Source organism: Luteolibacter arcticus, from assembly GCF_025950235.1.
In the GTDB taxonomy this organism is placed as follows: domain Bacteria; phylum Verrucomicrobiota; class Verrucomicrobiia; order Verrucomicrobiales; family Akkermansiaceae; genus Haloferula; species Haloferula arctica.
Map to the genome: position 1 here is coordinate 516,901 of NZ_JAPDDT010000002.1, position 12,961 is coordinate 529,861.

4 protein-coding genes are annotated in these 12,961 nt (G+C 65.8%); 3 read left to right on the top strand and 1 reads right to left on the bottom strand.

Annotated features, from left to right (window positions below; genetic code table 11):
- The first annotated feature begins 74 nt into the window (after positions 1-74).
- Together OKA05_RS06865 and OKA05_RS06870 are read left to right on the top strand one after the other, a co-directional pair.
- Positions 75-4,319 (top strand): alpha-N-acetylglucosaminidase TIM-barrel domain-containing protein, encoded by a 4,245-nt coding sequence (locus OKA05_RS06865; RefSeq protein ID WP_264486377.1) that lies wholly within the window; start codon positions 75-77, stop codon positions 4,317-4,319.
- On the top strand, positions 4,316-5,659 hold the full coding sequence (locus OKA05_RS06870; RefSeq protein ID WP_264486378.1) for a DUF455 family protein: 1,344 nt from the start codon (positions 4,316-4,318) through the stop codon (positions 5,657-5,659). Before OKA05_RS06865 ends, OKA05_RS06870 begins: the two co-directional genes overlap by 4 nt.
- 93 nt (positions 5,660-5,752) lie before the next feature.
- Here the strand turns inward: OKA05_RS06870 and OKA05_RS06875 are convergent, their stop codons facing one another.
- On the bottom strand, positions 5,753-12,106 hold the full coding sequence (locus tag OKA05_RS06875) for an nSTAND1 domain-containing NTPase (protein ID WP_264486379.1): 6,354 nt from the start codon (positions 12,104-12,106) through the stop codon (positions 5,753-5,755).
- Positions 12,107-12,369: 263 nt separating this feature from the next.
- Between OKA05_RS06875 and OKA05_RS06880 the strand changes: the two genes are divergently transcribed.
- On the top strand, positions 12,370-12,810 hold the full coding sequence (locus OKA05_RS06880; RefSeq protein WP_264486380.1) for a hypothetical protein: 441 nt from the start codon (positions 12,370-12,372) through the stop codon (positions 12,808-12,810).
- The last annotated feature ends 151 nt before the right edge of the window (positions 12,811-12,961 follow it).

Consider the following 12,961-nt stretch of genomic DNA (forward strand, 5'->3'; position numbering starts at 1 on the left):
GCGAGTGGACCGGTCAGGCCCGACGCTGGGACTGGCCGGTCCGATCTCCCCCTTCTTTTTCTTTTCTCTGATCCATGATCCGTCTGCTCCATCCGCTGATTCCGCTCCTGATGCTGCCCGCCCTCGTGCAAGCCGTGCCGATCGCGTCCGATGACTTCGACTATCCGGCCGGAGGTGCGGCGCCAATGGATGGAGGCAGTGGCTGGGGCGAGCCGTGGAAGGCCTCGAATGGCACCACGGAAGCCGCGCTCAACCTCGCTGCCGGGAGCCTGGATCCGCTCGGCCAAGGGGGCTCCGGCAACAGCGTAGCGACCAATGGTAACGCCTACTTCCGCGCGCTCTCGGCCAGTGCCGCCACGGCGATCGCTGCGGAAAGCGCCGGCAATGGCGAGGTGTGGATTTCCTTCACCGCGCAGCAAGGAACTGCGGCCAGCGGCTTCGGCAGCATCAACCTGTGGAATGCGGGCTCGACCAACTTCACCGACGCGAATGCAAATTACTCGTTGATGCTCGGCCGAAACCAGTATGACCAGAATGACTGGAGCTGGACTGATGTGACCACCGTCGGCGCGGGCAGCCTCGGCAACGTGCCGGTGACTACCGCCGTGCGCTACGTGATGCGCCTTGATTACCAGGCGACGCAGACGGCGGCGACGATGTATGTATTCACGAATTCCTCGCAGGTCGGCGCGGACATCGCGTCGTCGACGCCGGCGACGAGTGTGCCGGGGAACATCGCGAATGGCTCGGGGAATCGCCCGGTCTTCGATCGCATCCGGCTGTCCGGGAACAATGGGATGATCTACGACTCGCTGCGCATTGGCACGACCTTCGGCGATGTGATGCCGGTCGCGGTGCCGGTCGCGCCGACGATCGCGAGCCACCCGGCTGCGGCCACGGCGTCCGAGTTTGGTAGCCACACCTTTTCCGTGCAGGCGAGCGGATCGCCGACCTTGACGTACCAATGGAAGAAGGGGACGCAGGTGTTGGAAGGTCAAACCAGCGCCACGCTCACGCTTTCGAATCTCTCCAGCACGGATGCCGGATCGTACTCGGTGACCGTGAGCAATGGCCAAGGCAGCGTGCCGAGCAATGGCGCGGCCTTGACGGTGGACGCCTATCCGCGCGATCTAACCGCGGCGTCGGGCTTGCTCTCGCGTTTGCTGCCAGGGCAGGCGGGCCGCTTCATCATCGAGTTCGTCGCTCCGGCGAATGGGATGGATGTGTTCGAGATCGAAGGCCGCGGCGAAAAGATCGTCCTGCGCGGCAATACCTCCGTCAGCGTGGCGTCCGCGCTGAACCGCTACCTGATGGATTTCTGCCATTGCCACGTCTCGCGCAATGGCGACCAGCTCGCCTTGCCCGCGCCGCTGCCGCTGGTGCCGGAAAAGCTGCGCGTGATCAGCCCGCACCGCGTGCGCTTCTTCTACAATCCGTGCACCTTCGGCTATACCAGCGCATGGTGGAACTGGAGCAAGTGGGAGCGGGAGATCGACATGCTGGCGCTGCAAGGCGTGAACGTCGCGCAGGTGACGCCGGGGATCGAGGAGGTCTTCCGCCGGACGTTGTGCGATCACTTCGGCTACACGGATGCCGAGGTGCGCGGCTGGCTGTGCCATCCCTCGCACTTGCCGTGGATGCTGCTTTCCAACATGCACAGCTTCGCCGGGCCGGTGTCTGACGGGCTGATCACGGGGCGTGTCACGCTGGGTCGCCAGATTTGCGACCGCATGCGCGCGCTGGGCATGGCACCGATGGTGCAGGGCTTCTACGGCATGGTGCCGCAGGATTTCAAAACCCGCTTCCCCGCCGCCGACGTGCGTGGGCAGGGAGGGTGGGCAGGCGGCTTCCAGCGGCCGAACATGCTCAATCCGACCGATCCGATTTTCGACACCTTCACGACGCACTACGCGCAGGCGCTGACCGAGGTCTATGGGCCGGTGAAGTTCGTGGCCGCGGATCCATTCCACGAGGGGGGTGATACTTCCGGCATCGACCTCGCCGCCGCGTCGCAGGCCGTGCTCGCCGGCATCAGCAAGGTGAACCCGCAGGCGACCTGGGTGCTCGAAGCATGGGGCGGGAATCCGATCCAGGCGATGCTGGATGCCGTGGACAAGCAGCGGCTGCTGGTACTCGATCTCAACTGCACGACCTCCGAGGGCTGGCGCAGTCGCAATGCCTTCAACCAAACACCGTGGGTGTGGTGCGCGATCATGAACTTCGGCGGCAACACCGGGATGGACGCCGCCTTGTCGAAGCTGGCCAGCATGCCCGCCGCCGCGCTGGCCGATCCCGCGCGCGGGCCGATGGCCGGCATAGGCATGGTGCCGGAAGGAAGCCACACCATTCCCGCGGCGTATGATCTCTTGTTCACGCACTCGTGGAGAGCGACCGCGCCGGACCTAACGAACTGGTCTCGCGATTATGCGCTGCGCCGCTATGGCGTCCGCCATGCCGCACTCGATGCTGCATGGGATCTGCGCCGCAAGACCACGGACAATCCCGGCGCGGGCGAGCAGGAGCCGCACAACTCGATCGTCTGTGCCCGTCCCGGCCTGAGCACCTCGCTGCGTGCCCGCACCTGGGCCAGCACCAACATTCCCTATCACGCGCCACAGCTTGCCACCGCATGGGGGAAAATGCTCGAAGCCGCGCCGCAGGCCGGGGCATCGGACGCCTATCGCTTCGACCTCGCTGATACCGCGCGCCAGGTGCTGTGCGATCTGGCCACGCGTCACCAGCGGATGCTGGCGAAGGCGAAAGCCGACAACAATGCCGCCGCGGTCCACATTCACGGCGACCGCATTCTTGAGATCATCGCGGATCTCGACACGCTGTGCGCCACGCGTCCCGACTGGCTGTTAGGCACATGGTTGTCCGACGCCCGTTCGTGGGGCGGCACCGCCGCGGAGAAGGATCTGTGTGAACGCAATGCCCGCCTCCTGCTCACCACCTGGGGGAACTCGGTCAGCGATCTCAACGACTACGCCAACCGCGAGTGGGCCGGCTTGCTCTCCGGCTTCTACCGTCCGCGCTGGCAGCAATTCCTCACCGCGCTCTACGCGTCGGTGGATCAGGGCACCGCCTTCAATGAAGGCACCGTGCGCTCGCAGATCGGCGCATGGGAACTTGCGTGGTCCAATGGCCACGAAGCTTATCCCACCACCACCACGGGTGACACCATCGAGGTCGCCGCGGCGCTGTGGGCGAAGTATGGTGCGGAAGCGGAAGGCAGCTTCGACCTTTCCTCAAACACGGTGAGCGGCACCTGGTCGCCAGCCGTGTGCTCGGCCTCGCCCGCGAAGTGGACCCGCCCCGCCGCCGAGATCAATCAGCCCGGCATCTGGTGTGTCACCTTTCAATACACCAGCGGCAGCCAAGCGCTGCAGATCCACGAGGTGGCCCTCCATGATGGCGCCACCCTGATCGAGCGAGACATCCACCCGGGCTGGACCGGCTGGGAAGCCTACGACAATCGCTATTACTTCCGCGTCGCCTCGATGCCTGCCGATCTATCTCTCGCCATCATTGCCAACGGCGCGGGTGGCACGAACTCCAATGGCACCATCACCGTGAGCCGCTGCGAGATGAGCGACATCGGCACTACTTGGACGCCGGCAGACTGCGCCACGACACGCCGCGTCTGGAGGATCGATGCCGGTACCTTGGTCAATGGCAATGGCCTCCATCAACTCGCCCTCACCCGAAGCGGAGGCGGCAGTGCGATCACGATCGACCGCGCGTGGACCGAACAAAATGGCACGATCCTCGCCGAGGTCGTGGCGGATGAAACGCTCGATGCCGCGAACTCAACGGCGAGCTGGACCTTGGATGTTGCGGGCTTGGTCGCCGGCCAGCCGGTCCACTTGTTTATCGCCACCGGCAGTGCGACCTCTGCTGGATCCAGTGGGACGCTCACTCTTTCCTCCCCTGCCAGCAGTGCGGCCGATCCGATGTCGTGGCAACGCTGGGCCAGTGAACTCGACCTGGATCCTGAGCAGCCCGATCTCGATAGTGACGGCGATGGGGTGGCGGATCTGATCGAGTTCCTGCAAGACTCCGATCCTGCCAAGCCCGATGCGACTCGCCCGCTGGCGCTTGAGGCTGGCCAGCTCTCACTGCAGCTTGCGAGTGATCGCACCGGCGCGGACGTCCGCATCGAAAGCAGCACCGACCTCGACGACTGGGCGGAGGACGAATCGCTGGTGTTCCTCGGCGAGTCCGAAGAGGCCGGCGAGATGCTGACCCGCATCTATCAGGTTCCGGGACCCGCTGTTCTTTCCCGCTACTTCCGGCTCCGCGCCACCCGGCTACCATGATCGCCGTTCATCCGAATCTTCACGAAGTCGAGCAGGCCAGCTCTCTGCAGCGGCGGCTTTACCGGACGCTGCGGGAGACGATGCGCGCCATGGCCGGTCGCATCAGCGGCGTGGCGAATTGGGAGGCGAAGAAGATGCTCGCCCGCCACATCTGGCTCGATGCTGAGCATGCAGAGGCCGTCCGCTCGCGCGTGCTCGAACTCCGCTTCCCGCGCGTGGACGTGGATTTGGAGGTGGACGCTGCCCTGATCCGGGTGCTCGAAAAGCTGCCTTCCACCTTATCCGACGAGGAGTTTCTCGGTGGGGTCTATCAGGTCATAAAGCCCGCCGTGCTCGCGGCGGTGGAGCGCTACTTGAAACAGAGCGATCCGCTCGATGACGCGCCGAGCCATCGCGTGCTCGCGATCGTAGCTACCGAGCTTCGGGATGAACTCGCCACCTTTGATGTGGGGTGGGCGAATCGTCCCGCCTCGGGCCGGAAGGCCGCGCAGCCGTGGTGCGAGTGGCTTGGTGAAGCGATCGGACACGCGGGCGGAATCTTCGGCCGCGACAGCGCAGCGCCATTGTTGGAGAGTGCGGGTTTTTCCGACCGGCCGCGCTACGAAATCGCTCCATCACCGGCGCGCGATCCCCGTTGGCTTCCAGCCGTGACCCAAGTGCCGCCGCGTCCGCCGCGGACGCCTCAAGAGCAGCAGGTGTGGGTGGCGATCGATCACGTCAACGAGCTGTGGGCGTGTGAGCTGCCGGCCGCGTTCATCTGGCACTATCCGGGCATGCCGTGGTCGCTTTATCGCGACACGGCGCGTTGGGCCTATGATGAAATGCGCCACGCGATGATGGGTGAACGGCGCTTGCTTGCCTATGGCTTCGAAGTCGGCATCGACGTGCCGATGGTGCCGGATCACTGGGTGGGCATCTGTGTGCGACGAGGCATGGAAGCGATGCTCCTCGCGGTCCACGGCCTCGAGCAGGGAGGACCGAAGTGGAAGGCGGCGCTCAAGGAGGAACTGTGGCGGATGGGCGATCCCTACAGCGCGCAGGATTGCGACTACGATTGGGCCGACGAAGCCGGCCACATCCGCTATGGCCAGGATTGGCTCAAGGCGATCTTTCCCGGCGCGCCGAAGTCCGAGCTGATCCGCCGGACGCAGGAGGAAGTGGCACTGTGGAAGGAATGGATCGCCGGTACTCATCGCAGCGGCGAGCACGGCTACGACGCTTTCCTGCCACGCATCGAAGCGAAGTGCGCGCAGATGCCGGGGCTGGCGAATCCGGAATATTTCCGCCCGCTCGGTTCGAGCGCGGCGACGGCGTCGTATGAAGCGGCGGACAGCGCGTAAATGACCGCTGATGGTTTCTAGAGGAAATGGGATTCCTCGAGGTCGGCCGGGACGGAGAAATCCGTCCCGGCTTTTTTGAAGCCGCAGCCGTTGTCACTCCTCTTCTACCTCTTTCGCTCGCGGAGCCTCACCGCGATTCCGCTTCGCCACGGCCAGCAGGGTTTGCTTGAGGGCCTCGGGCCATTCGAGCGTTTCGAGGCTTTTCTCGTCGCCCCACTCCGGGCTGAGCGCGAGCAGCTCTTGGTAGGCTTGGTCAGCGCGGTCGGTGCGCTCGGTCTGCTCCGCGGCGCAGAGCAGCATGGCGGTGGCCGTTTGCTTCTGATCTTCCGGGTAAGGGATCGTGAAGCCGTGCTCCAGCATCACGCCCGCTTCCTCCGGATGCTCGGTGGTCAGCAGCAGCCAGGCGGCATCCGCGGCGAAGCTGGCGTCCGTGGGAAAGCGTTCCTTGCCCAAGTTCAGGAGTTCCATGGCTGCGGCATCCTGCATGTCTTCCAGCACGCAGCGCGCGGCATACACGTAGTCGGCCGCGACGAGGCCGCTCTCGGCGTTGTCGATGAGCTGCAGCCAGCGGGCGTAGGCCGAGGTGAAGTCGCCCTGCGCCATGAAGGAGCGGGCCTCGATGCGCAGGCAGTCGGGATGCGAGGCTCCGGCGAGGCGGGCATGATCGACCATCTTGGTGACGAGTTCCGCCGAACCGGCATCGTCGGCCAAGCCGAGGGCGCAACTCACTAGCGCCTCGCGAACGCGCTTCGCGCCGAAGGTAGCAGTGGCTTCCTTGTCCAAAAGCCTCTCGCCGAGCGCGCGCAGATCTTCGATGGCGGCGTCCTCGGGGGCCTTGAGCGTGGCGGCCATCTGGTTCAATTGGTCGAGAAACTTGTCCGTCTCTTCCCAATACATGACGGCTTCCCAGCCCCCCCAATCGCTCGCCTCTTCGAGTTCGCGGAAGTCGGGCAAGTCGTCGGGCCAGAGCGCGAAAACCTCCGCTTTCTTCCCGAGAGCCCACAGCGTCCGGGCGGTGGCGTAGTCGCGGACCGGCCGCGGCAGGTCCTTGGCCAGGCGGAGCGCGGTCGCTATGGCGTCGGGGTCGTTCGCGCGCAGGGCCGCGTGCAGGGCGGAGATCGCGGCGCGACCTTGGCCGTCCACCGCAGTCATCGTGCGTTCCACCCGGGCTGGCAGATTTTCGCCGGGCGAGCTGACCCACGCGGCGCGCAGCCATGGCGAGCCAAGCGCATCAAGCGCGCGCTCCAGCGCCACCGGGCAGGTCGTGGCAAGGCGGGAGGAAATGAGGAAATGCGCCTGCTCCAGAGTCAGCGCGGTGTCGTCCGGGATCTTGCCGGCGAGGAATTCCGCGGCCTTCGCCACCTCGCCGCGGAAGGCGAGCGCCTCGGCATGATCGAGCGCGCGGGCAGGTGTCTGGTCGGCTTCCCATGCCGCCAGTGTGGCCGCAACTCGGCCATCGAGTCGCGCCAAGGCGGCGGGGCGCTTGCCGAGCTCGTCGATCAGCTTGATCCGCCAATCGCTCTGCTCGCCCTCGTCGAGCGCCTTGCGCAGCGCCTCCAGCGCGGCGGGCTCGAGCTTCGCCAGTGCCTCGAAGTCGAGGTCGGGGAACTCCTCGCGCGCCGCATCGTCAGTGAGGTCCTTGCCGGCGGAAGCGGTTCGGAGGACGAGCCACGCGGTTTGCTTGAAATCGCCTGTCGCCTCCGGATCGCCCGCCAGCCGGTGCAAGTGGCCGATATCGTAATCATGAGGCAGGGGTTCTTGGGCGTCTTCCTCGTGGCCCTCCGGTTTTTCTCGGAGCAGGTAGGTGAAAAAGCGCTCGTCGGAGCGCCCGATCAGATTGCGAATGTAGCCGCGAAACCACGGATGATCCTTTCCAAGGTCCGCAGCCCAGCGGGCGATGCGCTGGCTTTCTCCGCCGCCAAGCGCCAGTCGCTCCCAGACCGGCTCCCAGATCGCCGGAGCGCTGGTGCGCGGCACGAGGGTGACCATTCTTGCGAGCAGATCCTTGGCACCCGGCAACAGCGGCTCCGCGGCGCCGGCATCGAGCCCCTTTGCCAATTCGTGGCGGCGCTGGGGATCGATCGCCGCGAGGGCGCGCGAGCCCTCGGCGAAGCGCATGCCGGCGAGACATTCGGAGAGCCCGCGCAGGGCCGCGATCTGAGGGGCCTCCAGTCCGCCCGTGCGCGCGAGCGGCACGAAGGCCTCGACGGTTCCGGAGAGCGCAAGCCCCGTCATGCCGTCCTTTTCCGCAAAGCCGGGAACCACGTCCGCCGACGGCAGAGGAAGGCTGCTCACCAGCCGCCGGCCGGAGCGGAGCGACCAGACATCGAGTTGGCGGTCGCGGCGGTAGGCGAGCCACTCGTTCGTGGCATCATGGGCCCAGGCGTGCCGGGTTTGCTCCCAGTCAGTACCATGGGCGGCTTGGGCGAAGGGCAAGGTGAGCACCGGCGAGAAATCGCGCGCGTCGAAGACGCTCACCGAGCCAGTCGTCGCCACCGCCAGCAGCTCGCGACCGGCGATGTAGTAGATCGCGCGGGCGTCCACCACCGGCAGGGTAGTCACCTGGCGGAAGCCATTCTTCTCCACGTCCGCGACGATCACCTCCATCGCGCCCATCGCCGCCACCCGATGGCGATCGCCGAGAAAAGTCACCGAGCGGATTTCCGAAACCGGTTCCAAGTCCGTGAGGATCTCGCCGGTGGCGGCATCCGACACCACCATGCCGGCGGAGGAATAGCCGCCGGAGCCCGCGCTGTAGCCCGCTTGGACGATGAAAGCGCTATCGGCGGGGAGCGCGGCGTCGCAGACCCACATCCAGCCGGGATACCTCTCGATGGGCGTGATGCGGTCGCCTTCCTTCGCTTTCAGCCGCCAGTCCCGGCCGCGCACCTGGATCTGGCCGCGAGTGTCTCCGGCGACCGTCTTCCATCCGGCTTCGCCTTCGTTTTCCGGGAGATCTTCCGGGAGGTCTTTCGCCGGCGGCAGCCGGTGGCCCAGTGGCTCCAGAAACTCGTGGACCGTCAGCATGCCGGAGGCCGTCCCCACGGCAACCCGGTTGCCGGAAGCCGCCACCGACTCGATCTGCGACTCGGCGCGGATGGGCATGCGCGTTGCGTTGCCATCGGTGCTCTCCAACAGCGATCCCGTGACCCGTAGCGGCGGCGCGGTGCCGCCCGGCTGGCCGAACATTTTCTCCCAGAAGGGCGACGCCCAGTTCGACCACGGAAAACGTTCGGCGAGCGCGGTGGGGGAAGCCCAGCCATCGTCCGCTGTGACATCGCGCAGGCTGCTCTCGAACTGGCCGTTTTCGTCGCGAATCTCGATGATTTCGTGGCGCGGCTCCTCGCGATCCTCCTGTGGCAGGGCCGCGAGAAGATCGCCGCCATCGGGGCTGAAAACCGCGAAGTCGAAAGGGATCTCGACCTTGCCACGACGCTCCGCGGCATTCGGCTGAATGGGCATCTCAAGGAGCGAGCCATCCGCGGCGATGGCGCGCAGCCGGACGCCATCGAGCTGGGCGGAAAGTGGTGCGGCGGCGGTCGGCGGCAGCGGACCGGACTCGCGCAAGGTTTGGCCGCTGGCGGCAGCGACGATCCGCCAGACGAAACTCGAGGCCGCCGGGCTACCGGGTGCCGGATTCGCCGGATACGCGAGCAAGGCGCCATTGGTGGACCATGCGAAGCATGTCGCGGGAATGGTGCGAGCCCGGGTGACCGGCAGGCGGGCGATCACCTGCATCGTTTCCGCGTTGCAGAGAAAGGCGTCGCCGAGGTGCTTGTAGTCGCGCTGGACGATCAGGTGCTTGCCGCCTGGAGAGGCCGACAGGGTTAGCGTGATCTCGCCCCAATGAGGGGCCAGCATCGAGGAGATTGCCGGCTTGGCGAGATCCCAGCGCAGCGTGGTATTAAAGCCCTCGGCGCTGGAACTGGAGTCGGTCGCGGCGAAGAGCGTGTTGCGGTTCTTGCCAAACGACAGCATGCGCACGGGCAGCGGATGCTTCAGCTCGATCTCCGGGAAGTTCCACGCGGTCCGGCGCAGGGTGTCTAACAAGAGAGCCTGGGCATCGACGTTCTTCGGATCGCTGTCCAAGGAGGCGAGCAGGAAGGGCAGCGCCTCATCCGGCGAGCCGGCGGCGATCCGCGCGGCCCCGGAGTCGAAGTCCGCGGCGGCGAGCGAGCGACGTGTTTCTGCGGCAGCGGTATTGGCCTTGTCCTCGGCGACTTCGGCTTGGCGCTGTTTGTTCCGGGCGACCACGCCGAGCACGCCTGCGGCCACGGCGAGGACCGCGAAGACGGCGGTGGCTCCTTGAAAAAGCCGCAGCTTGCGGCGGGCGCGGAGGCGCGAGAGCCGGACGAGCTCGCCTTCATCCGCGCTCAGGCGGAAGACCCCGCTGGCGGCGACGCGCTCGGCTTCGGCGAGCCGGCCTTCGGTGAGGAAGAAGCGCGGCGAGCGATTGCCCTCGGCCCACAGCCGGGTGGAGTCCTCCAGCCGTCGGCGGGCCAGCAGCAGGTCGCGATGGTCCTCGATCCACTGCTTGAGCACCGGCCAATGGGTGATCAGCGCCTCATGGGCGAGCGTCACGGTGGCGGTGTCGTGTTCACTGCCGGTGACCAGCAGCTTGGCCTCGGTGAAGGCGGTCAGGAATGCGGGCGCTCCGGCATGGACTTCGCGCAGCTCCGCGAGCTTCGCGCGGCGGCGGGTGGCTGGGCCCTCGTTCGCGGCATCCAGCGTGACCAGTTCGCCGAAGATCTGCTTGGCGGCTTGGCGGCGGGTTTCGGATGGCAGTGCGTCGTAGGTTTCCTGCGCGCGGCGGGCAATCGCCCCGGCGAGGCCGCCGAGTTCCTCGTAGGCGGCCCACGCCAGCACATTGTCGCGGCGGCGCTGGTAGAGTTCTTCCAAGGTGAACTCCAGCAAGGGCAGCGCATCGTGCGCGTCTGCGGCGTCCTGATAGATCTGCTCGGAAAGATCGCGGCCGGTTTCCGGATGCCGCTCGAATTGCAGGCCGGCGGCGAGCGCCGGATAGCGGATGATCTGGTGAAGCTCCGGCAGATCCGGCGGGCTCAGGATATACCCCCCCCCATGGCGCACGAGCTGGAACAAATCCCGATGCTCCGGCACCCGCGGGAAGAACTCGCTGCGCATCGTGGCCACCACCCAGACGCGGCGGGACATCGCCAGCGCGGCGAGCACGTGGAAATAGGCGTCCCGCATCTCCGCCGTCACGTCGCTGGCGGTGAAGATTTCCTCAAGCTGGTCGATCAGCACCAGCAGGTGGGCCGGCTTGCCCGCGCGCACGCGGTCGAGCCCCGCGACGATGGCCGCGATGGCGAAGACGAGGTCCTCCGGCTTGGCGAGCATCCGGGCCAGTCGCGCCGCGTCCCATACCGGCTCGGCCGCCTTGATCACCTGTTGCGGCTTCCCCCTGCCTTTCTTTTTCCTCTTTGAGGAAGGGGCGGGGACGGGCGCTGGTGCGGGGGCTCCCTTACCGGAAGTGTCGCGCAGTTTTCCGAGATCCGGCACCGCCTCGACGATGGCGCGGGCGAGCGTCTCAAGTGGCGGCGCGCCGCCTTCCACTGGTAGCAGGCAGGTGCCGCACCACTCGCCGACTTCGGGCAGGTAGCCATCGGCGGTCAGGCGCGGGGCGAGGCCGGCGCGCATCAGTGAGGACTTGCCGTATCCCGAGCCGCCGTAGATCAGCAGGAAGGCGTGGCCCGCGGAGTGGTTCTCCTTCAGCTTCGCCAAGGCCTCGGCGATCGGCCGGTTGCGGCCGAAGAACAGCGGCGCGTCCTCGAAATCGAAGGTGCCGAGTCCCTTGAACGGCGAGCCTTCCAGCGGCAGCGGCCGCACCGCGTCCTCCGCCAGCCCGCTTTGCAGGCGGATGTGGCGCAGCAGCAGCTTTTCGAGGTGCTGCTCGAACAGCGCGAGGAACTCATCCACCGTCTCATACGGCGAGAAGGCGCGGCGGATCGTCTTATCCTTGTTGAAGAAGAAGCGCTCGCAAAAGGCATCCAGCTTCTTCTTCTGCTCGCGCTTCGCCCCCTCGTCGCCGCCGGATGGCGGCTCACTCATCCGGCGATACACCAGGATGTCCGGCTTCGCCTTCGCGTCCTTCTTTGCCGCGCGCTCCTCGAAGGCATCGGTGGCCTCCTCCAGCTCCCATTCGGTGCCGGAGTCGAAGCGGGTGCCGTCCTTGCGGTTGAATTGAGACGGCAGCGGCGAGCCCAGCCGCGACCACAGAATGCAGACGAAGAGGTCGCAATCGGACGGGCGGATCAGTTCCTCATTGAAATGCGCGGTCGCCCGCAGCGGCTCCTTTTCCCACAGCACCGGCTCCAGCCGGATGAAATTCCAGTAGCGCGCCTGAAGCCGCTCCACGATCCTCCCGACGGCTTGGCGTTCGTCGCGAACGTCGCCGGGTGAACTGACAAAGAGCGTTAGGGTCTGCATCCCTTGCTGAATATCTGATCTATGGGCCTTCCGTTTTCTTAGTGGAAAAACACCGGGGCTAAGCCTTGGAAACTCCTTGGGATGCGCGCGGGATTTGCGGGCAAGGCAGGAGGTGTCCGGTGGTGGTCATGGCAAGGGATGGGAAGTCGGATGTCACTGGGGAAAGTCTCTTGCTGCTGGGATCTGTCAGTGCTTTTTTCCGGGCTCGTTTCCGGAGACGGAGAAGCATTGCCCCGGAGGCATGGCCTGTGATAGGTCAAAGCATGGAATACCTCCTCTACATTCTCCCCATTTGGTGTGCCATGTCCGTGATTGGATACTTCATCGGCCACTCCAGAGGAGCAGGTGGCGATGGAGCCATTCTCGGCTTTCTTTTGGGCCCCATCGGTTGGCTCTTTGCCCTGGCGATTCCGGACAAACGTCCCAAGTGCCCGCTTTGCTTGGGCGCGTTACCGGCGGTGAATGTTGTCCGTTGCCTGCACTGCGGTGGCGAGATCGCTGGGAAGGTGAAGATTCCTGTGGCTCCGGAGAGGAGTCCGGCTGCGAATCCGACAATTGGCCCTAGACCTTCAGTGGACACTTCAGCGGCTTCGCCGATAGAGAGGAAGTGGGTCGATCCCCTTGATGAATGGGAGCAGCAGGAGCGGGTGCGGCAGGGGATTCTGCCGCCACTTGGGGTCCGCGATCAGAGTGACAAAACGTGATCAAGGGCTGCGGATCGGATTTGCATTCCGCGAGGAGTTAAAGCCGCCGGAGCCGTAATTTCTAACCGGGAAATTCACAAATGATGCCACCTCATGAAACCGGCGACCCGGATCGTTGACGCATTGCATCACGCCCGTCACGCTGGGCAAA